The organism is Longitalea arenae (genome assembly GCF_016924755.1).
GTDB classification, from domain to species: domain Bacteria; phylum Bacteroidota; class Bacteroidia; order Chitinophagales; family Chitinophagaceae; genus Niastella; species Niastella arenae.
The window spans coordinates 183600-204717 of the sequence record NZ_JAFFJX010000004.1 but is presented as its reverse complement, the minus strand read 5'-3'; the positions used below and the strand labels follow the sequence as shown (position 1 = coordinate 204717).

Here is a 21118-nt window from a genome sequence, read left to right as displayed (position 1 = left end):
TAAAAGAAACATCCCCCCGGTTTACCGGGAGGATGCTATAGTTAGTTGTGATCTATGCTGCTAATTTTGCAGATACCCATAATACTCTGCATCGGTTGCACAATCCCACCACACAGGCATACTCCAGATATTTGGATCCGCTGCATGCGGGTTGATGGCAAGCGCATTGGTAAGGTTATAGTTCAGTTCAAGCGTAGTAGGTAACATCCAACGGCGTTGCCAGTACCTGGGATCGGTTTTGCCCGCTCCTGTATATTGCGCGTTGCCGGCAAATAAAGGTCCGCGATCATAGCCGGGATAAACCACGCCAAAGCCGCCTACATTACCGGCACTGAAATTAAAGCGGCGCATATCGTTCCAGTTCTCAATGCTGCAGCCCATGGCAATATATTTTTGCAACATGATGTCGGCCATGGTAAGATCACCGGCACCGGAAGCAAGGGCACTACTGCTGAGATAAGCAGTGATAGCGCTTTGCGCCATTGGCGCCATATCCGGATTGGTATCAGTATATCTTGCGGCCTGCCATGACGCCAGTTTTGCCTGCATCATGTCGAGGTGCGCCTGGATACCTTGTTTATAGGCTGTGTAGGCGTTGCCAACATCGCCTTTTCTCATATACACTTCGGCCTTAATAAAACACATTTCATGGTAAGTAAGGATCTCCTGGTCAGAAACAGGACGAACCTGGAAGGAGCCTGTAGAAGCCACGGCGCCGGCTGTAAAGGCGTCTCCAGATGGATACCAACTGACGTCTTTTTCGGGCTGGGCAGGGATGCCCGATGTGGCCAGCGCGCTGCTGCGCATATTTACATAAACAGTATCCCCGGCATAAAGGTAGTTAGGACTGTTTATAAAGATCGATCCCGGCCTGTAGGTGACCGTTACCGTATCTGCCACGTTGGTATAAGGCCGCCCGGCTGCAACCTGCGCCGCGATGAAATTGGTACGGTCCGCGGCATTCTTGATAGTATACTTTATCGTCGTGGTATCCTTGGCATAAGCCGGTGTCAGGATAGAAGCAGGGCCACCTTTCGACAGGCGGGTGGCTGCACCATACATATCAACACCTATAGAACGGTTCCAGGTATACGATATCACTTTGCCGTTGGCGGCTACCTGAATACCAGACATGGAAGCGGGTACAATTTTCGTCATGCGCGGATCTGTTACGCCGGAACCACGCATATTGGTCAGCAGGTCATAATGGTATTTTGAAATGCGTTGATTACTGCCATAGGCTGCATAATTAAAGTTGCCGTTCGTTACCACCGGATCACGTATCAAATAATCGAGCACGGTACTGTTATTCAGGCCGGCCTGTACCACATTGTCGGCAATGGACTGGGGCCCTTTAGACAAACAATATAAAATGGAATCTGCATTGTACAGGTCCGATTTTTTTGACAGTTTGAGCATATAGCGGGCTTTCAGACCCCAGCAGAATTTAATCCATTTGTTTACATCGCCGCCATTCCACATATCTCCTGATGCCAATGGCGGGGCGGTGGCTTCCTGCGTTCTGCTGAACAGATCGATCGCTTCATTTAGTTTAGCCATACAGCCATTGTAGATCGTTTTGCCATCATCAAATGCCGGACTTGCTATGCCCGAGATGGCTTCTGTATACGGCATTTCACCATATACATCCAGCATTTGCATAAAACCCAGGGCATGGAATACATCAGCCGTAGCCATATAATGAAAGGCGCCCTTTTTCTGCGCGGAACTGTACAGGTCGTTCAGATTGGAAGCGACTTCTACAAACCAGGTTTGATAAGGGGTGACATTACCGGTATGGGATGTCCATGTTGTGCTCAGCGCATTACCGGCGGTACTATTGCTATAGTAAACGCCCGACTGTGCGGCAGTCCGGAAATTCGTAACCCCCGCGGTATAACAGTAAAATTTTTGGATCCAGGGCAACCTGTTTTGAACCAAAACAGTTTCGTTGTTCGGATTATTAGGGTCCGTATTCACATCCAGCCACTTTTTACAGGATGTTGATCCCAGTAAAAGCAGGCAACCTAAAATGCAATATTTCAAATTTCTCATAGTTTGCTTTTTTTCATTCATTAAAACGTAAGGTTTATGCCAAAGGTGAAACTGGCTACTGCAGGCACGCCCAGGTAATCGATACCGGTAGAGCCCGAGCCGCCTGTTCCGCCTGCTGCACTAACTTCAGGATCCATTCCTTTGTAATTGGTCCATGTATATAAATTGGTGCCTATTGCGGTTGCTGACAGTTCTTTGATGATCTTTTTGCTTTTCAACATACCGGTGAAATCATAACTTAACGACAGCGAACGCAGTTTTACCCAATTCACGGAAGTAATAAAATTCATGGAATTTGCTGCGTAGTTTGCCCAGTACTGTTGGATCATATGCCTGCCGGAATAGGTTGTTCCGTTAATGGTATATGACTGATCTGCATTATAGGTTTGCGTAAAATCAGCGCCGGTCTGACTGTTGACGCCACTTACGGTCACTGATTGACGGTCATTCTCCAGGGTTCTTTTACTTAAACCGTTTATGACCATGGCATATTCAGTTCCGTTATACACATCTCCGCCTTTACGAAAATCGAGCAGGAACGATAAGATGAATTTCTTGTAACGGAACGTATTGTTAAAGCCCCCGATGAAACTGGGTTCCCGGTTACCTACGATGGGGTTATTGGTGTTCAGTTTGTATAATCCGGTGGTAGGATCTACCTGGTAGCGTCCATTCGAAATTTCCTTTTTATCCGCATCTGTTTCCCGCAAGTAGGTGGTACCGGTCATGCCCAGGAAATAGCCACCGTTCGGAATGGAAGCTGCTTTTACGGTTCCAAATTGAGCGTCTGTAGGATAGAAATAAGCTACGCCTGGCAGGAAAGCGCCCAAACGGCCTTTGTTATAGGAGAAATTCAGCATTACATCCCATGCGAAATCCTTTCTTGTGATTGCTTTACCGGTAAGGGCTATTTCCATTCCCTTGTTAATAACGGAACCTGAGTTAATAGACGTCAAAATATAACCGCTCGCATTGGACAAACGCGGTTGGGCGATCTGATTTTTTGTCTGGCTGTGATAATAAGTATAGTCCAGGCCAATACGATTATTCAGGAATCGCAGCTCGCCGCCCACTTCCCAGGAATTCTGAATTTCAGGCTTCAAAAAAGGATTACCGCTGGTGTATTGATTACCGATGCCGGTAAAAGAACCAACGATGATCGGATCATTGACATAAGTAAGGGTGGCATAGGGATTGGCGTCTTTACCAACCTGCGCCCAGCTTGCCCGCACTTTACCAAAGGAAAGATGGGGCATTTGAGGCAACAGTTCTGTAAACACCAATGAACCGCTGATGGAAGGATAAAAATAGGACCTGTTGTTTAAAGGCAATGTAGAAGACCAGTCATTGCGTCCGGTTGCCGTGAGATAAGCAATGTCTTTATAAGAAATACCAAATTCACCATAGGCGCCTACCAGCCGTTTTTGGGTGGTGGCATCCTTGAAGAATTGATTGGTGTTTGCGATGTTGCCGAAGCTTATGGTACCGGCAGTTATAAAATTGTGTCCCCAATGATTCTGGTTTACCCATTCGGTATTTTCGGTAGTGCTTCCCAACATCAGGCGGGTTTCAAAAGCGCCGAATGTTTTGTGAAAATTACTCATCACGGTGGTTGTGATGAACGTATAGCTGTTCAGGTTTTTGCTCAGGCGGCCGTTCTGGTACAGGGGGATCACAGCAGAACCCGGGGCAATATACGTGTAATCATTTGTGTTGTACTGATCATAGCCTAAACGGGCAATGATATCCCACCAGCTGGCAATTTTATAATTACCGTTAATGCCTGCGGTAATACGTTTGGTCTGGGAAGTTAATTTGTCTTTATTAATGATCCAGTAAGGATTGTCTGTATCGGTTTCCAGGGGAAGTGTTCCGGCGAACTTGCGATACTGGGTACCGTCGATGTTCTCATACTGCTTCATGTCGAATACCTGGGGCCAGCTGTATACAGCGCCCATGGCGCCATTGCCGCCACCGCTATATAAGCCGGCTGTAGTGAGTGTTCTATCAGTTTTCGCAATGGAATAAGCGACGTTCGCATTCAGGGTCAAACGGCCATATTTTTGTTCGCCGTTAAAACGAAAGGTCGTTTTCTTAAACCCGGTGTTGGGAACGATGCCCGTTTGATCAAAATTAGAACCCGATAAAAAGAAAGCGCTGTTCTTGGTGCCGCCCGATACGTTTACATTGTTATCATACACCATGCCGTGCTGAAAGAAATCACCTATATTATCGTACACGGTTTCTGTAGGTTCAATGGCCTGTCCCCAGGAGTTATACGTGATATCGTTGAAGACCCCGTTGCTGGCGTAGGAACCGTTCCCAAATCTGGTTTGTGCTTCGGGCAATTTATTCGCCCAGGAACTGATCACTTTACTGGCTACATTCACTTTTACCGTACCTTCCGCGCCTTTCTTGGTAGTGATGATCACCACGCCGTCTGCTGCTCTTGATCCATACAATGCAGCAGCAGCAGCCCCTTTCAGCACCGACAGGCTTTCAATATCTTCGGGGTTAATATCCATAACCCGGTTCGAGTATGTGGTATTGCTGCGGGTGGCGCCATCGGTAGCGGAATTACCGGTGACAGAAGTTGAATTGTCGTAAATGACGCCATCTACAACAAATAATGGCTGGTTTTGCCTGCCATCCGACGTAGAGTTACCACCGCGGATCGTGATAGACGCCCCGGCGCCGGCTGCACCGCTGAACTGGGTAATGTTTACTCCGGGCACTTTACCAACCAGGGAGTTAACCACATTGGTATTTTTATTCTTCATCAGTTCCTGCGCATTTAATTCGGTGACCGAATATCCCAATGCCTTTCTTTCCTTTTTAATACCCATGGCCGTAACCACCACGTCCTGCATCTGGCCTGATGCGCTGAGTGATAGACGTATTTCCATGCCGGCGCTGGCTTTTACCCTTTGTTTAACATAGCCTACATGGCTGAATTCCAGCATGGCGCCTTCATTGGCTGTAATGGTGAATTTGCCTTTGATATCTGTGAGCGCCGCCCGGTCGGTGCCGCTTACACTGACCGTTACACCCGGCAGCGGTGCACCTTCTTCTGAAAGCACCGTTCCGCTGAGAGGAACTCCTTGTGCTATCAGGTTCTTCGAGATCATGTCGAGCACAATGATCATGATCAAACTAAAAAGCCTCCATTTTCTCATGAATTTTCTCATAACAGTTTTTTTGGGTCAATGAATCGATGGTTGAATACGGAAAGGTTTTTCAGTTCAATACTAATATTGAACGGTTCAGATGCATTGTTTTCATAAGTCCTGATCTGTAAATGCCCTGGTTCCGTGCAGGCGCCTATAGTGCCTGAATGCCCGGATCGACATACGGGTGCCCTGCTTGATCATGGGGTGGAAGCCCTGGAATGTTGTTGATGATTAAAAAACACGGGTGGCTGAGCAGGCATAATAAACCCCTGGTATGCAGGTTTGCCTGGTATAATAGATGTGCCTGACGCTTCTTTCTAAGCATAAACAGTTCGTAGTGGTTATTTTCAAATATAATGCTGTTTAACGCAAAAAGTGGCACAATAACAAGGCAATAACGCAATTTATGCGGTTTTTAATGTGCAATGATGTTATACATGCAGGATTTTGCAATCTATATCACCGGCTATCATCGGTTTTGGCTACAGGAAAGCAAGAACGCGAATAGCAAAAATTTATAATATAGTAATAGGGAACAGGAAACCTGTTTCCTATGATCAGCTGACACAGGCAGGAAGGACAATTAGTTGCCAAAGTCAACCTATTTTATTTACTTTGTATTAAACAAGGGGAACTGGTAATAATAATACAGGGGGTATATTATGAAGACAATTGCATTGAATGATATTACAGTAAGGAGCCAGCTGCTTCCGGGCGATCTGGGTTATATAGCCTATATGCATGGCGAGCTGTATGCCAGGGAATGCGGCTATGGGTTAAACTTTGAAGCATATGTTTTAGGCGGACTGGGAGAACTTGCCCATCAATATGACCCGGCCTTGGACCGCATCTGGATCTGTGAACATCATGGCCGGATCATAGGCGCCCTGGTTGCCCAGCACCGGCAGCATGCCATACAATTGCGGTACTTTATCTTTTTACCGGAGTACAGAGGCGTTGGCCTGGGAAAAAAATTGATGTCAGAGTTTATCGCGTTCATGAAACAACGTGCTGTGAAAGATGCTTACCTGTGGACCACCGATGAACAGCATGCTGCCATTAGCTTATACACCCGGTTTGGCTTTACACTTACCGAAGAAAAGCCGTCCAGGGCCTTTGGCAAACTGCTTGTAGAAAGGCGGTATGACCTGCACCTGGCTTAAGTTCAGAATGTTGCCGATGGCAACAATAAAGCTTATACACATTCTAAAGCATCAAAGTACATGAAGGATAAGACCAAATTGATTCAGGACATCCGGGAATTTAACCGGTTCTACACCCGATTGATCGGTTTACTGGATGGTCACCTGCTCGACAGTGATTATTCGCTGGCGGAAGCACGCATTCTCTATGAAATATATACCGGAAAACAAATAAGCGCTTCACAGATCGTTTCTACCTTGCGTATGGATAAAGGCTATGTTAGCCGGATCCTGAAGAAATTTGAAAAGAACGGGCTTATCAACAAAGAGAATTTCTCTACCGACGCCCGGGTATCCTTACTGGCATTGTCGGAAAAAGGCCTTAAAGTCTTTCATACCTTAAACCGTGCGTCAAACGACCAGGTAGATGCGCTGATAACGCCATTGGCCGCCAGCAAGCAAAAAGAACTGGTGAAACATATGCAGGAGATCATGCAGATCTTAAATGGCAGTTAATAAACAACAATGATGATCTTGTAAAAAAGGCCATAGAATCCGGATCCATGGCCTTTTGACATTCGTTCATTTATTTTGCTACCAGCGCCTCTCCCTCAAAGACCAGTCCGGGCCAGCCATGTTTCATGAACTGCCTGATGTTTTGGTGATCTGATGCATCCGGCGTATTCAATACCGATTGATAGTGCTCGGCAAACAGGTAAAGTGTATCTTCCTTGCTCAGGTCATTTAGTTTTGCGAAAGAAAATACCTTAGCGCTGCCCTGGTTCCGCGTTGCTTCATTATACACTTCGCCATTTTTAAAGGCCGTGGGCTGATGCTGATAATAGCTTTCTATGAATTCAATCACCTCTTTGAATGTGATTGCATTGTTTTTTAATTTGTTGATCAGGATAGTGAGTTGTTCTTTCATTGAGATACTATGTATTTAAAATGTGAGTCCTTCCCGGCAAAAATAACTATTTCCTGAGCGTAAAACCGGCTATTGCTTTTTCTGCTCCATTAACAATGACGGAGAGCTGGTGGGCGCCGGGGTAGAAGGTCCTTGTTGTGATCAGTTTAAAGGACTGGCTCCGTTCGACAGTGACAGCTTCTCCCTGCTGAAACAGGCGTTCACTGATCTTAAATACTTTCCTGGCGAGCGTACCGTTCGCTTTCAGGTAATAAATACCATATTCAATACGCACCGGCTGCGCCGCTTTCCCATTATTAATTACATTGAACCGGAACCGTAAGCTGTTGCCGATCTTCACAACCGGTGTTAGCACTTCCAGGGCGGTCAGCTCTATATGCTGACTTTCCAACCCATAATGCGCCAGAATGCCAGTATGGCCTTTTTTCAATAGCGTCCGGCTTCCATGTTTGATCACAGCATCTACCTGGGGGTTGATCCCTTGCCATTTACGGGCAAGCGTAATGACTAGGTCGGGATGATCTTTCGCAATATCATTGAGGCTGTTGGCCACACTGCGACGGACCGTTTCTGAGGGGTCGTTCTTTAAATTCTCCAGGATCGGAAGTAATACAGCGGGGTCCTCCACAAGGGCCGGTACCCGAAGTGCCCAGGGCAGGCGGGGGCGCGAGCCTTCACTGGCCAGCCGGCGCACCGCTTCGCTTTCGTGTGTTGACCAGCGCACCATCTGCGCCAGCATAGGTTGATAATATCGAAGCAAAAAGGGCCGCACCGCAAACTCACAACTTACATACTGAGTGATATATTCCAATGCCCTGACGGAATTGTCGTAGTTGTTCAGGCCAAAGGTTTCCACATAATCCGGCAGGAACATATGTTCCAGTCCGCCCCGGGGAAATTCATGTTTCCGCCACCGGTCAACTATGGCAAACAGCGTTTTAATGCTAGCCGGTCCAAAGGTTTGCGGCATAAAGGCATGCATACAGCGCGCGGTAAACTTCATGCGTTCCTTCAGCTCCATCGATTCAAAGTCCTCGTTCAACAGCAAACGTTTGAATTTCCTTTTATCAAATCCTTCGATCGTATGAACAAATGAATTTGACAGGCGGTCGTAAAATGCGGGAGAATAAAGGTCTTTAAGCAGCGAACTCATGTAAGAAATTTGATTGGCAAAGGTAAGGCCGTACCGCTTATCTTCTACCAACCGGGCCTGCCTGCTTAAAGTTTTAACTGTGCCACCGTTTAAAAACGTGGCACAGTCATTTTTTGATCAACCTTATAATTTTTCCAGATCTTCCATTACATCCATTTCCCCATCTATTACTTTGATCGTTTTAAAACGGTTACTATCTTCCATTTTTACCAGGTACGCAGTTTGATTATTAAGCGTGACCTCGATCACCAAAAAAATGCTGAAGTCATAATAAACGGATTTTACCAGGTGCCGCACGTCAGCTGGCAGTGTGTGTTCAGAATAATAGCGGATCGTGGCTACATGTTTCCCTTTCCTGGTATAAAACACCTTCGTTTCAATACCATCGCTGTAGAAATGAACCAGTGATTCGCCGTTCTTCAACACGGTCCATTTTGCATCCGTTGCATTTTCATAGCTTGTGATAAAGTTCTCGGTTGCTTTTGGATGAATGTTTGCAGCATCTTTCGATTCGTAGGGTGGTAACTTATGGGCTTCAAAAGAAAATGCCGGCCTCAGCTTTTTGTTATTAAAGGCAAGCTGCGCAAAGGTACTGTTCGATACAGTGGTCAGTAAAGCTAATACCAGACCAATAGAAATGCATTTTTTCATGGCTATACTTTTTAATTTGACTGGTGAAATGAATAATGGAGCAAAAATAGTTTGATGGAATAGCGTTCGATAACGCCAGTGAGCCATTGACGGTTATACAGGATAATTGACCTTAACCAGGGAGCAAAGGGCTTTACGGTGGCAAACCGGATAGATCATCGGCACCATATTAATGTTTATGCGGTTGTAATTTTTTCAGCAACAATTCTTTTCTGCTGCGCGAAACAGGCACTGTTGAACCATCGCTCATGGTAAGATAGCCGCCTTCTCCCTTAATATATTTGTCAACCTCGTTGAGGTTTACAAGAAAAGAATGGTGCACGCGAAGAAAGGAATATTCTTCAAGCATTTCCTCTATTTCTTTCAGGGTGCGCGATGCAATGATCTTTTGTTTATCCTTTGTGAGGAGGGTGGTATAATTACTGTTCGAACAGCAGCTGAGGATGGAGTCTACTGCTATCATTTGCAAACCTTCCACGGTAGGCAATGCCATTTTTTGAATGGTCATTGCGGGCGCCTTCATTTTTTGCAGCAGGATCTCAAATTGCTGTGGCAATGGTTGTTGAACGTGCTGAATGGCTTTTTGAACGGCTCTTTGCAGTTCATCCCTGTCGATAGGTTTTAGCAAATAATCCAGGGCGCTGAACCTGATGGCTTTTATGGCATATTGATCATAGCTGGTGGTAAATACCAGTTGAAACTTTATTTCAGGTAATTTTTGCAGCAGCTCAAAGCCATTCATCTGCGGCATTTCAATGTCTAAAAATACCAGCTGTGGTTCTTTCACCTTTATAGCCTGCAGGGCGCTTGCTCCGCTAAAACAGGTGTCAGCTATGTTTACCTGCGGGCAATAACGGTGCAGTAATGTGGTGAGGCTCTCGCAGCAATAGGGTTCATCGTCTATTATAATGGCATTGATCATATATTGCTTTATTAAGGCATGCATTAATTTATCAAACGGGTTCCGTGTTCCTTTTTATGCGGATGGTGAGCTGCACCCTGGTACCGGTAGCACGTCCATCTTGGTCGAACAGGTCCTCAATGGCAAGTACATTCTGGAGATCTTTAACGCCATTGAATAAGGCCAGTCTTTGCCGGGTGATTTTCAAACCCATGGATTTTTGTTTTTCAGGCGATTTGCCTTCCACTGTTGTTGCCGCTTCCCGGCCGATGCCATTATCAACAATGGAACAATGTAAGAGGTTATTTTCTTCACTGAATGCTATGCTCAGATGTTTTTTCCCTTCTTTATGCAGCAGCCCATGCCAGATGGCGTTCTCTGCAAAAGGTTGCAACAGAAGCGGAGGAATGTAGATGAACGAAGCGTCTACTTCATTTTTAAAAGTAATTGTATAATCAAAAGCTTTTTTAAAGCGGAGCCTTTCCATATCCAGGTACAGTTGCAGCATCTCCAGCTCATCTTCCAAGGTGATCACTGCTTCTTTCGAGTTGTGCATCACCATCCTGATCAGCCGGGCGAATTTGGTGAGGTAATCAGAAGCCGCTTCCGATTCATTTTTCAGGATAAAGCTATTGATGGAGCTCAGGCAGTTAAAGATAAAGTGAGGGTTCATCTGGGCGCGCAGGGCCTGCATTTCCAACTCAGTGGCCTGCTGTTGAAATGCAGCCTGCTTCCTGTCATTTTCAAGCTTCTGGATCTGCAGTTCATTTTGCAGGATCTTTCTTTTCAGCATGATGAACCTGATAAAAATAATGCCGAACAGTAAGAGCAGCCCTATGACAATGGTGAGCATTTTTTTATGCTCCGATGATTGTTTCAATAGCTGTTGCTGTAACTGGTTTTCTTTGTCAAGCAGTTTTATCTGCTCCTCGTAGCGGTAGGCTGTAAATTTTGCTTTAAGCTGATCATTGGCTATAGATTCTTTCCAGTAAATATAGTTCCTGTAATAGAAGTTTGAGCTGTCTGCCTGTTGCATGCGGTCGAAGGCCGTGGACAGGATCAGGAACCCATCCCGGATAAATTGTTTGGCCCTGGTTTCCAGCGCAATGGCTAATCCCTTCCGTCCATACTCTAAAGCGGCTTCATTGTTCTCCAGGGCCAGATAGGTTTTCCCAATATCGAGCAGCGCCCGCATGATCTCATTCCGGTCGTTGAGTTTTATATGTCCGGCCAGGCCAAGTTCAAAGTTCTTCAGGGCATTGTGATAATCTTTTTGTAAAAGATAACATTCACCGGTACTGATCCAGTACACCCGTAAATAAGCTGACTTGTCTTTCGTTGGTTTGAATAGCCTGTAATAATACCAGGCAGAATCAAACTGCTTCAAATGGCTGAAAACCTCTGCAAATTCCATTTTAAGCCAGATATCTATATCGCCTCTTATCCGTTCATTCCTGATATGGTCATCATCCATCTGAAGAACCCTTCTGAAATAGATCAAAGCGTTCGGATAGTCTTCTATATGGGCGTATAATTGGGCAATATGATATAATGTGGTCGATATCCAGTGTTTGTTTTTTGCTGCACTGGCAAAGTCATAACTTTCCCGCGCCATCAGGAAACTTTTCTCATAATTCCCGGTTTGCCGGTAAATAGCCGACAACCAGGTTAAGGCTTCAATTTTTCCCAACGAACTGTTTTCCGCTTTAACAAGGGCATATCTTTTTTCTGCATAATAGATGGCTTCATCGAACCGGCTTTGTGCAAATATGGAGTAAACAAGATAGTAATACACGGTACTGATGCCTTCTTTTTTGGCTGTTTTTTCATACCAGTAAAGCGATTCTTTGCCCCATCTTTCCGAGTTGATGAAATCGTCATCAAAATGTTTGGCAATTTGTGACAGGCGGCAGCGGCTTACGGCAAGGCCATACATGTAATTCAACGCTTTTGCCTGATCACCGGCCCGGACAGCATAATATTTAGCAGAATCTTTGTTTTCAAGCAGTATATAGGCATTACTCAAAGCGTTGAGGCAATCAATTTCGTTCGTATCTTTTGCGGTAAATAATGCTTTTTTCAGGCTGTCGACATTTTGGGCCCGTGTTACCATAGACGCCGCCGGCGCAAGTATCAATATCATAAACAGCAGTCGCATGTTCAATTTGCGTATAACTAAATTTAGGTATTCAAGGAGGTAAGCGGAAACTACAATGAGCCGTTGGCGGGATTGAAAGGATAATTAGTGAAGGGCAGGGGGTAGCGGGCGTTTAAAAATTACTGCAAATCTTAAAAATAATTTTTGATAATGGGCTATAAATTTTCAATAGTTTGATTGTTAATGAGATGAGCTGGGGTATTGATTATTTATAATTTCTTAAAATAAAAATTACCTTTCTAAATTTATGCCTGTATAGGTTTGCGGCTCATTAACAAAGTATAATCCGCTATCATTATTTAATTATCCATACCAAGACATGTTAAAGAGTAATTTCATTGTTGTTTTATTGAGCGTTTTTTCATTGAGTTGCAGCCAGACCCAAAAACTGGCTGCCCCCTTAACGCCGATTACGGTTTTAAGTTATAATATTCACCATGCCAATCCGCCTTCGCAGTCTAAAGACATTATTGACCTGGATACCATAATAGCAACTATTAAAGCTTCCAATGCCGAATTAGTGGCCATCCAGGAGCTGGATAGTATGACAGCACGCAGTAACAGGGTGTACCAGCTGAAGGTGCTGGCGGAAAAGCTGGGTATGCATTATCATTTTGAACGCACGATCCCTTATGAAGGCGGTGCATACGGGATCGGTATTTTGTCAAAATACCCCATCGAAAAAGCAACAGGGTATCAGCTGCCGGCAATAAGCGGCATCCCAACAGAACCGAGAAAGTTATTGGTGGCCAGGATCATTATTAACCAACTGCCCGTTTATTTCGGGTGTACGCACATCGATTTTAAGAACAGTGATGTAAAAAAGCGCCAGGCGCAGGAAGTGGTAAAAGTGTTAGGTCCGCTGAAAAAACAGCGCCTGATCATTGGAGGTGATTTTAATGCGGTGCCTGAGGAAGAAAGCATTCAATACCTGCTGCAGCATTATAATAATGCTGGCAGCATGAACGCCTATACGATCCCTGTGGAGCAGCCGAAAAAGAAGATCGACTATATCTTTTATCAGCCAAAGCGGCTTTCCTTTATACAGGACAGCGTCTTCAGGGCGCACAATTATGGTTCAGATCATTTACCGGTGATGGCCAGGTTTACTGTTTTAAAATGATTTATATAAATTTGGGCAGCCAACCATAGTCAAATGACGAAAAAAACGATTGCCTGCCTCTTATATTTATTGATTGCCCTGCCGCTTTTCTCACAGGATAAACTGAACTGGAAAAAGCTTTCCGTATTGGTTTACGCTAAAAATGGAAAAGGATATGTGCATGCCAGCATTCCCGCTGCTGTGGGCTGCATTCAACAATTGGGCCGGCACTATGGCTTCAGGGTAGATACTTCCAGCAATCCGGCGGTAATGACCCGCGATAATTTACAGCAATATAAGCTGCTCATTTTCGCCAGTACCAACAACGATGTGTTTGACAACGATGCACAGCGCCTGGCTTTCAGGCAGTATATAGAAGCGGGTGGAGGGCTGGTGGGTATACATTCCGTGTTAGGAACAGAACGCAATTGGAAATGGTTTAAAATGATGTTGGGCGGCACTTTTTCCTGGCACCCCAAATTCCAAAAGCTAACGGTAAAGTGCATCGATCCGCGCCATCCTTCCATGGTGGGTTTGCCAAAAGAATGGATAAAAGAAGATGAATTGTATTTTGCGAAAGAGCTCTATCCCGGTCCAAGAACCCTGATGGCCTTTGACATGACTTCCTTAACCAATGCTGATACCGCGCTTGTTAAAAAGAATGCCGGTGCTTATGCTGAATTATATCCTGCTGTTTGGACCTACGATTACGATGGCGGCTACACCTGGTGTACAGTGTTGGGCCATGATCAAAAGGACTATAGCGATCCGGTTTTTATCCAACACATCCTGCAGGGCATTCGTTATGTGGCCAGCCGTGTTGGAACCATCGATTACAAAAAAGCGTATGCGGCTAAACATGATGAGCCGGTGCAATTTTGATAATATAAAAAACATTTTTTGAAAAATAGTCACACATAGAGGGCGTTTTGTGTAGGTTCTTAACCTCTGTATCATTAAAGCATTGATTTGCTACCTGTTTTTATCTTCTCTCCATCCCGGATTGGGAATTTTATTTTCATTTCTTAACATTGATCATTATCTGTTACAGTTAGAACTTTAAAATGAATGATGGCATACCTTTAGCAGGACATAAATGTATCCCTTTAAAGCATTGATAAGCCTGACCCTGATTGTCACCATTAGAGCCCGTTTTGTAATCCATCCTTTTGTTCCTATCGATGCCATCTTCTGATCCTATTGATCAAATGAGTTGTTGCTGACCGAACGCAACGGCTAATACATATTTTGACCGGTTAAAAAGGGCGATGCCGAAAACCCTTGAACAGAGTAGGCATAGTGTTTAATCATTAACTTATCAATCATGGAAGTACAAGAATTAACCATCCAGGAAATGACAGAAGTAAATGGTGGACTCTTAGGTCTGTTAGGATCAAGCTGCTGCAAAGATCGTTGCGACGATGATGACTGCGGCGGTATTGAAGTGAAAGTGAAGCTTTCTATTGGCATTTGCCTGTAGGGTTGCTGCCTGCCAAATAGAGGGATAGCGATGCTGTCCCTCTATTTGCACAATCACTTATGTTAACGCTTACCAGTTAATAAGATCAGCAATAAATCATGCATGGGTCAAACCGGATATATCCTTCATCGGCCGCCTCATTTTATATTGAAAAGCATTACCGCGATCACCGGAATGGCAGCCTTGTTTTGTATTGGCTGTTGTTGGGTTTGTTTATTGTAGCTTTTATCCTGCTGTTCATCGTTCGCGTGGATATTAGTGTTAAAAGTAGTGGGCTTTTCCGGTCGGCCCGGGAACGGACTGAAATACGGAGTCTCGTAGCCGCTACCGTAGAAAAAGTACTTGTCAGGGAAAACGATCATGTTACCGCCGGCACACCTTTAATACAATTATTGGCAAACTCAGTGAACGATAAACAGGGTGCAGTTATCGCGCAAAAGAACGAGTTATTGAGGCAACAGCAGGACCTGCAGCAATTACTGGCAGGCAGGAACCAGCAGTTGCGATCTAAATTATATACACAGGAACAGCTCGTTTATAGAAGTAAGATCAGTGAAATTAGCATCCGCCTGGATGTGGCCCGTAAGAATTTCGACCGTTATAAAGAATTGTACCAGGAAAGAATTATCTCTACCGCCGAGTTTGAAAAGTTTGAAGCAGCATATAGAACCGCGCAAAGCGAATTGTCATTGCTCAAAGCACAACAGCGCGACAAATGGCAATCGGAGCTCACTGCCCTGAACATGCAGTTAAAGGATGTACAGGCACGCCATACAGCTTATACCGAAGAACAGAACCTGTACACCATTTCTTCCCCCACCACTGGATTTATTCAGCATTTAAAAGGAATTGCTCCGGGCAGCCTGCTCACGGCAGGTGAACTGATCGGTGAAGTGAGCCCCGATTCAGGCCTGCTGGCAGAAATATATGTTTCACCTAAGAATATCGGGTATATCCACGAAGGTATGGCGGTGCGCATGCAAATAGATGCCTTCGATTATAATGTTTGGGGCATGGTGACCGGTAAAGTAAGATCTATTTCCCCGGATGTTTACTTGGGAGAAGGGCAGCCATTATTTAAAGTATGGTGTGAAACCAATGACCCGGTACTGCGGTTGAAGAATGGATACAAGGGTATCATAAAAAAGGGAATGACGGTACAGGCCCGGTTCCTGGTTACCCGCAGAACCCTGTTTCAGTTGCTGTTCGATAAAGCAGACGATTGGCTAAACCCTAACCGTATACCTGATGAGCACTGATCAAAATACATCGCCGTTTGCAAAAAAGACGGCCATTCATAACCGCTGGTGGAAGCCGCGCCGCAGGTATATCATTAAACAGCATGATCTCACAGACTGCGGAGCGGCCTGTCTGGCCTCCATTGCTGCATTTTATGGACTGCAGCTTCCTATAGCCCGCATCCGTCAATATGCAGGAACAGATCTTAAGGGCACCAATGTGCTGGGATTGATAGAAGCAGCTGCCCGGCTTGGATTTTCTGCAAAAGCGGTAAAAGGCGCTTTTGAAAGTATCTACAAGCTGCCGCATCCGGTTATCGGGCATGTGATCATTGACCAGCGCCTGCATCATTATGTGGTAGTGTATGCAGCTTCGCCGAAAGGCATTCGTGTAATGGACCCCGCCAAAGGGACTATGGAGCTGATGCGACCAGATGAGTTTAAAGATATCTGGACGGGCATTGCGGTATTGCTGGCGCCGGCCGACCATTTTATACCGGGAAAAGCAAGCACTTCGGTGGCTGAGCGTTTCCGGCTGCTCTTGCAACCGCATGTCCCGATGCTGATACAGATCATACTGGGCGCCATGGTATATACGATCCTGGGGCTCTGTACATCTGTTTACTTACAAAAGATCATTGATTATGTTTTGCCTGATGGCAACCGCAACCTGCTGAACCTGATGAGCCTGCTGATGATATTCATTTTACTGGTACAGATCATTATTAATTATTTCAAGGTAGTATTAACAATGAAAACCGGCCAGCAAATAGATGCCCGGCTCATCCTGGGTTATTATAAACATTTATTGCGATTGCCGCAGCAGTTCTTCGATACCATGCGCGTGGGAGAAATTGTTTCGCGCATGAACGACGCGGTCAAGATCAGGGTTTTTGTGAACGATGTGCTCATTAACCTGGCAGTGAATGGCTTCATTCTCATTTTTTCCTTTGCACTGATGTTCACGGCTTACTGGAAACTGGCACTTATCTTATTCACCGTAGTGCCGCTGTATGCGCTGGTCTATTACTTTTCTAATAAATTCAATAAGCGAACCCAGCGCAAGCTGATGGAGAATTCCGCAGAATTGGAGGCGCAGCTCGTGGAGTCGCTGAATGCCATAGGCACCATTAAACGTTTTGGCTTGGAGGAATATTCAAATATCAAGACCGAAACACGCTTTGTGCGGTTGCTGCAGACTGTTTATCATTCCGGTAAAAATTCGCTGTTGGCAGGCAGTGGCGGACAGCTTGTTTCCGGTTTGTTTACCGTCGTGCTCTTATGGGCCGGCAGTGTTTATGTGCTGAACCGCCAGTTAACGGCAGGGGAGCTGTTAGGTTTTTATGCGCTGATGGGTTATTTTACAGGACCGGTAATAGCGCTTATTGGAATGAATAAATTAATGCAGGATGCCATCATTGCTGCCGATCGCCTGTTTGAAATTATGGACCTCGAAGTAGAGTCTTCCGCCAATACCACCAGGCTTACCAGGGATCAGATGGGGGATATCTGTTTTAAGAATGTGCATTTCCGGTATGGTACCCGCGTGAATGTGTTCAATGGATTGAACCTGAGCATTGACAAAGGAACCATCACCGCCATCGTAGGAGAAAGTGGGAGTGGCAAAACGACCCTCTTATCGTTAATGCAAAATATCTATCCGTTGCAATCGGGCAGTATCCAGATCAACGGACTTGATATTAAGTATATACATCCGGCCAGTTTGCGTTCATTGGTAAGTGTGGTACCGCAGGAAGTGCACCTCTTTGCAGGGTCCGTTGTTGAAAATATTGCATTGGGCGAATTCGAGCCGGAAATGAAGAAAGTGATCAGCATCTGCAGGCAGTTGGGTATCCTGGAATTTATTGAAGCATTGCCCGACGGGTTTATGACCAATATTGGAGAGAACGGGATGAACCTGTCGGGTGGGCAACGCCAGCGCATTGCGATTGCCAGGGCCCTGTATAAAGAACCGGAGCTGTTGATCCTGGATGAAGCCACCTCCTCGTTGGATTCATTATCTGAACAACATATTCAAAATGCCTTATGCGATTTGCGCAAAACGGGTAAAACGATCTTACTGATCGCACACAGGCTGGGCACGGTGATGAATGCCGATAAGATCGTAGTGCTGCACCAGGGCGAAGTGGTTGAGGAGGGAAGCCATGCCGCCTTACTGGCGAAAGGAGGCGCGTACACCCTCCTGTGGGAGCAGCAGGTTTATGGAATAAAGAAAGAAATGAACGGAAGCGCTGACAGTCTTCAGGCAAGCTGACAATGTTATTTTTTACAGGAAACCGGAAGTGGACAATAGTTTTCATTTCCGGTTTTTTATTTTTGGCGTATTTTGGAAAAGTATTGCTAATTGACAAGGCAGCGTACTCAGCGGCCTTATGCAGCTATTAAAAGTATCGAAAAATCGTAATTATTGTATGAGCAGTGCCCGTGTGAAGAACACCAAAAGCAAACGACAGGTTATCCACTTTTTACCCATCTACGGCTGCATTGCTACCGGTATCATTTATGGCGCTATTGGCGTGATCGCCATCCTGTCGTTTCTTAAAGTGCGGCATGGTGGCGCAGATGAAAGCAGCCTGCTGGCCATTCTTGATGAATATATTATTGGCAAAATAATCATCTGGCTTATACTGTTAGGTACTTTGTGTTATGTGCTTTGGCGTTTTTACGAGGCCATTACAGATCCCTATGATTACGGGAAGCAGTTCAAAGGGCTCATTAAGAGAATTGGTATCGCACTAAGTACCGTAGCAGATATTCTGATAGTATATGCTGCCGTCCGGGTCTTACTGGGAACCAGCCATTATCAAACGGATGGAAAACCCCGCGAAGAACAGGAAATGGTTCAGCATATGCTTCGGCAATATGGCCAGTGGCCGGTTTTAACAATTGGCTTGGTATATGCAGTTACGGCAATTATTCAGCTATTTTATGGTATCACCCGGGGGTACCGCGAGCGGGTTGACATTGAACGCTTTCCAACTTATTTCCAGCATATCGTACATGTGCTTGCATGGGCAGGTTATTTCGGCAGGGGCATTATTCTTGGCATCATCGGATTTTTCTTTGTGAAAGCAGGTGTAGTGGAAAATGCACGCTATGTGCTGAATACTGATCAGGCCTTCGACTTTATCGGCGACCATGTGGGGCATGTTTATTTTATAATCGTTGCCCTTGCAACGATCTGTTATGGCCTGTTCATGTTTGCACAAGGGATTGCCTATGATGTGGATCGGGATTGATGATATATTTACGTGACCCTATGGTTCCTCTTTTTTGCCCGGCTCATCAAACTGATCTTTGATCGCCTTCCATATTTCACGCGCAATTTCCTGTCCTTCCACCGTACGGATGCGATCGGTGATCTTTACTTTTCCATCTACACTGAATTCAAGCGGATCAGGAATAAAATCTGTCAAACTGCCTCCCTGCTGGTTATCTGAAACCCTGTAGATCCTTTCATTGCCTGTTTGTTCCACTTCCAAAGTAAGATGATAGGGCTTATTATTTAACAGTACAGTGATTATTTGTTTTTCCATGTTACACATATGCAACTCATATGCCCGGCACAGGCCAATCCGGCTACTCCACACCCTTCACTTTCATCTCCAACACATAAACTGCTTCAGATGCTGTAATGAATAACTTATTTCTTTGTTTGCCGCCAAAGGCGACATTGGCGGTCCATTTCTCCTCTATGGGAATAAACGCGATCTGCTGGCCCTGATTGTTAAAAACGGTAACACCTCTGCCGGTGAGATACAAATTACCTTTGTTATCGATCGTCATGCCATCGGAGCCCATATGTACAAATAGTTGTCCATTGCTTAAAGACCCGTCCTTATTGATCGCGTACTTATAGGTCTTGTTTCCTTTGAGATCTGCCACGTACAGCGTTTTGCCGTCGGGCGTACCTGTAATGCCATTGGGTTTTTGCAGACTGTCTATCACCGGTACCGGCGTTTTGCTGCCGCGGCGAAGCACATACACTTTTTCTTTTTCCAATTCAGGTTTGGTCCTGGTCCACCAGCTGCGCTGGTAATAAGGGTCGGTGAAATAGATATCACCTTTGGGAGATGCCCACAGATCATTAGGGCCATTCAACTTTTTGCCATCCAGATCATTCACCAGTACGGTGATCTTTTTATCCTTGCTTATCGACCAAAGCTGGTTATGTTCGTCGGCACAGGAGAGCAGGTTGCCCTTATTGTCAAAGAACAATCCGTTCGATCTGCCGGCGCTGTCGAGAAAAACAGACAAGCTGCCATCGGTTCCATATTTCCAGATCTTATTGTTGGGCTGATCAGTAAAATAGATGTTTCCCTGTTTGTCTGGCGTCGGACCTTCGGTAAAACTGAATGTCCTGGCAATAAGCACCGGTGTGGCCCCCTGGGCTATGATGCCGGTATCGGCATCCACAGAGCAATGTTTTTGTGCTTTTGACATTTGCAGGCAGCTTAGTGAAACAATGAACAGGAAGATGCTTTTTCTCATGGAGCTGAAGACTGGTTTTATGGCAGCTTACTATGTAAGATACTGAATAATGCTCCAATGAAGGTAAAAATCCCTATTTCAAAGAACTGTGATGGTTACCGGTATTCGGTGGAGACAAATGGCAAACCACCCGCCGGCAGGCGGATGGTTCATTGCCATTTTGCAAGTGATTTGTTAAGCGACTCTACATATTGGTAATGGTGAATAACGCATAGAAGCAATGCATGCGGTCGGTATTGGAGCAGAAACGGCCGGTCATATAAGTTCCGTACTTATAGTCATTCGGTCTGCTTTGCATCTGGTCTGAACCTGCAAATACTTCATGTAACATTTTGTCAATGGTCTCTGTGCGGTTCATCCCATGAAAACCCAATGCTGCCAGATCATTGTCCTTATGGTTGGTGTTCACATTAATATAGAACTTTAACAACACCCGGTTCTCACTGGCCAATATGGGATTAATGGTGATACTTTTTTGCTGAAAGTAATTTTAAATGATGCTTCTCTGTCAATTGCAGTATGACATGGCATTTGTTAACAGCAGAATCATAATTCTTTTTGCTGAGCAGCAGCGCCTCATTAAGTGACTGCCTGATAGCAGACGTATCTGGTGATGAGAATTTCTTTT

At 45.2% G+C, this 21118-nt stretch carries 18 protein-coding genes; 8 read left to right on the top strand and 10 right to left on the bottom strand.

Annotated features, from left to right (window positions below; all coding sequences use genetic code 11):
• Nucleotides 1–60: 60 nt before the first annotated feature.
• Nucleotides 61–2055 (bottom strand): SusD/RagB family nutrient-binding outer membrane lipoprotein, encoded by a 1995-nt coding sequence (locus tag JT717_RS11530; RefSeq protein WP_205510621.1) that lies wholly within the window; start codon nt 2053–2055, stop codon nt 61–63.
• A 20-nt stretch (nt 2056–2075) separates the two neighbouring features.
• The gene (locus tag JT717_RS11525; RefSeq protein WP_240348025.1) at nt 2076–5243 is read right to left on the bottom strand and encodes a SusC/RagA family TonB-linked outer membrane protein; all 3168 of its coding nucleotides are present in this window, start codon (nt 5241–5243) and stop codon (nt 2076–2078) included.
• Nucleotides 5244–5887: 644 nt separating this feature from the next.
• Here JT717_RS11525 and JT717_RS11520 point away from each other — a divergent pair.
• Both JT717_RS11520 and JT717_RS11515 read left to right on the top strand, forming a co-directional pair.
• A complete protein-coding gene (locus JT717_RS11520) occupies nt 5888–6388 on the top strand; it encodes a GNAT family N-acetyltransferase (RefSeq protein ID WP_205510620.1) in 501 nt (166 codons plus the stop codon).
• 60 nt (nt 6389–6448) lie between these two features.
• A complete protein-coding gene (locus JT717_RS11515; RefSeq protein ID WP_205510619.1) occupies nt 6449–6883 on the top strand; it encodes a MarR family winged helix-turn-helix transcriptional regulator in 435 nt (144 codons plus the stop codon).
• 70 nt (nt 6884–6953) lie between these two features.
• Here JT717_RS11515 and JT717_RS11510 read toward each other — a convergent pair whose 3' ends face one another.
• The 5 genes from JT717_RS11510 to JT717_RS11490 all read right to left on the bottom strand — a co-directional run bounded on the left by JT717_RS11510 (nt 6954) and on the right by JT717_RS11490 (nt 12143).
• Nucleotides 6954–7295 (bottom strand): HopJ type III effector protein, encoded by a 342-nt coding sequence (locus tag JT717_RS11510; RefSeq protein ID WP_205510618.1) that lies wholly within the window; start codon nt 7293–7295, stop codon nt 6954–6956.
• Nucleotides 7296–7341: 46 nt separating this feature from the next.
• The gene (locus JT717_RS11505) at nt 7342–8448 is read right to left on the bottom strand and encodes a DNA alkylation repair protein (RefSeq protein ID WP_205510617.1); all 1107 of its coding nucleotides are present in this window, start codon (nt 8446–8448) and stop codon (nt 7342–7344) included.
• Nucleotides 8449–8571: 123 nt separating this feature from the next.
• The gene (locus tag JT717_RS11500) at nt 8572–9099 is read right to left on the bottom strand and encodes a hypothetical protein (RefSeq protein ID WP_205510616.1); all 528 of its coding nucleotides are present in this window, start codon (nt 9097–9099) and stop codon (nt 8572–8574) included.
• A gap of 169 nt (nt 9100–9268) precedes the next feature.
• Nucleotides 9269–10021 (bottom strand): LytR/AlgR family response regulator transcription factor, encoded by a 753-nt coding sequence (locus JT717_RS11495; RefSeq protein WP_205510615.1) that lies wholly within the window; start codon nt 10019–10021, stop codon nt 9269–9271.
• A 31-nt stretch (nt 10022–10052) separates the two neighbouring features.
• Nucleotides 10053–12143, bottom strand: a complete 2091-nt coding sequence (locus JT717_RS11490) for a tetratricopeptide repeat-containing sensor histidine kinase (protein WP_205510614.1) — start codon at nt 12141–12143, stop codon at nt 10053–10055.
• 334 nt (nt 12144–12477) lie between these two features.
• Between JT717_RS11490 and JT717_RS11485 the strand changes: the two genes are divergently transcribed.
• From JT717_RS11485 to JT717_RS11460, 6 genes are all read left to right on the top strand, one after another.
• Nucleotides 12478–13281, top strand: coding sequence for an endonuclease/exonuclease/phosphatase family protein (locus tag JT717_RS11485; RefSeq protein ID WP_205510613.1), 804 nt, complete (start codon nt 12478–12480; stop codon nt 13279–13281).
• A gap of 33 nt (nt 13282–13314) precedes the next feature.
• Nucleotides 13315–14142 (top strand): ThuA domain-containing protein, encoded by an 828-nt coding sequence (locus tag JT717_RS11480; protein ID WP_205510612.1) that lies wholly within the window; start codon nt 13315–13317, stop codon nt 14140–14142.
• Nucleotides 14143–14584: 442 nt separating this feature from the next.
• Nucleotides 14585–14740, top strand: coding sequence for a hypothetical protein (locus JT717_RS11475; protein WP_205510611.1), 156 nt, complete (start codon nt 14585–14587; stop codon nt 14738–14740).
• A gap of 98 nt (nt 14741–14838) precedes the next feature.
• Complete coding sequence (locus JT717_RS11470; protein ID WP_205510610.1) at nt 14839–15999, top strand: HlyD family secretion protein; 1161 nt, start codon at nt 14839–14841, stop codon at nt 15997–15999.
• Nucleotides 15989–18253 carry a peptidase domain-containing ABC transporter gene (locus JT717_RS11465; protein WP_205510609.1) on the top strand — a complete coding sequence of 755 codons (2265 nt, stop codon included), beginning with the start codon at nt 15989–15991 and terminating at the stop codon, nt 18251–18253. Before JT717_RS11470 ends, JT717_RS11465 begins: the two co-directional genes overlap by 11 nt.
• A 157-nt stretch (nt 18254–18410) precedes the next feature.
• Complete coding sequence (locus tag JT717_RS11460) at nt 18411–19238, top strand: DUF1206 domain-containing protein (RefSeq protein WP_205510608.1); 828 nt, start codon at nt 18411–18413, stop codon at nt 19236–19238.
• A gap of 18 nt (nt 19239–19256) precedes the next feature.
• On the opposite strand, the gene JT717_RS11455 is transcribed toward JT717_RS11460, so the two are convergent.
• From JT717_RS11455 to JT717_RS11445, 3 genes are all read right to left on the bottom strand, one after another.
• Nucleotides 19257–19535, bottom strand: a complete 279-nt coding sequence (locus JT717_RS11455; RefSeq protein WP_205510607.1) for a hypothetical protein — start codon at nt 19533–19535, stop codon at nt 19257–19259.
• 43 nt (nt 19536–19578) lie between these two features.
• Nucleotides 19579–20490: an SMP-30/gluconolactonase/LRE family protein gene (locus JT717_RS11450; protein WP_205510606.1), complete on the bottom strand. Its 912-nt coding sequence runs from the start codon at nt 20488–20490 to the stop codon at nt 19579–19581.
• A 184-nt stretch (nt 20491–20674) separates the two neighbouring features.
• Nucleotides 20675–20899, bottom strand: a complete 225-nt coding sequence (locus JT717_RS11445) for a hypothetical protein (RefSeq protein ID WP_205510605.1) — start codon at nt 20897–20899, stop codon at nt 20675–20677.
• Nucleotides 20900–21118 lie beyond the last annotated feature (219 nt).

Excerpts from the sequence above, each read along its gene's own strand:
- JT717_RS11505 (WP_205510617.1), bottom strand. The coding sequence starts at position 8,448 with ATGAGTTCGCTGCTTAAAGACCTTTATTCTCCCGCATTTTACGACCGC.
- JT717_RS11455 (WP_205510607.1), bottom strand. The coding sequence starts at position 19,535 with ATGGAAAAACAAATAATCACTGTACTGTTAAATAATAAGCCCTATCAT.
- JT717_RS11520 (WP_205510620.1), top strand. The coding sequence starts at position 5,888 with ATGAAGACAATTGCATTGAATGATATTACAGTAAGGAGCCAGCTGCTT.
- JT717_RS11515 (WP_205510619.1), top strand. The coding sequence starts at position 6,449 with ATGAAGGATAAGACCAAATTGATTCAGGACATCCGGGAATTTAACCGG.
- JT717_RS11530 (WP_205510621.1), bottom strand. The coding sequence starts at position 2,055 with ATGAGAAATTTGAAATATTGCATTTTAGGTTGCCTGCTTTTACTGGGA.
- JT717_RS11470 (WP_205510610.1), top strand. The coding sequence starts at position 14,839 with ATGCATGGGTCAAACCGGATATATCCTTCATCGGCCGCCTCATTTTAT.
- JT717_RS11500 (WP_205510616.1), bottom strand. The coding sequence starts at position 9,099 with ATGAAAAAATGCATTTCTATTGGTCTGGTATTAGCTTTACTGACCACT.
- JT717_RS11525 (WP_240348025.1), bottom strand. The coding sequence starts at position 5,243 with ATGAGAAAATTCATGAGAAAATGGAGGCTTTTTAGTTTGATCATGATC.
- JT717_RS11495 (WP_205510615.1), bottom strand. The coding sequence starts at position 10,021 with ATGATCAATGCCATTATAATAGACGATGAACCCTATTGCTGCGAGAGC.
- JT717_RS11475 (WP_205510611.1), top strand. The coding sequence starts at position 14,585 with ATGGAAGTACAAGAATTAACCATCCAGGAAATGACAGAAGTAAATGGT.
- JT717_RS11465 (WP_205510609.1), top strand. The coding sequence starts at position 15,989 with ATGAGCACTGATCAAAATACATCGCCGTTTGCAAAAAAGACGGCCATT.
- JT717_RS11460 (WP_205510608.1), top strand. The coding sequence starts at position 18,411 with ATGAGCAGTGCCCGTGTGAAGAACACCAAAAGCAAACGACAGGTTATC.
- JT717_RS11450 (WP_205510606.1), bottom strand. The coding sequence starts at position 20,490 with ATGAGAAAAAGCATCTTCCTGTTCATTGTTTCACTAAGCTGCCTGCAA.
- JT717_RS11490 (WP_205510614.1), bottom strand. The coding sequence starts at position 12,143 with ATGATATTGATACTTGCGCCGGCGGCGTCTATGGTAACACGGGCCCAA.
- JT717_RS11510 (WP_205510618.1), bottom strand. The coding sequence starts at position 7,295 with ATGAAAGAACAACTCACTATCCTGATCAACAAATTAAAAAACAATGCA.
- JT717_RS11485 (WP_205510613.1), top strand. The coding sequence starts at position 12,478 with ATGTTAAAGAGTAATTTCATTGTTGTTTTATTGAGCGTTTTTTCATTG.
- JT717_RS11480 (WP_205510612.1), top strand. The coding sequence starts at position 13,315 with ATGACGAAAAAAACGATTGCCTGCCTCTTATATTTATTGATTGCCCTG.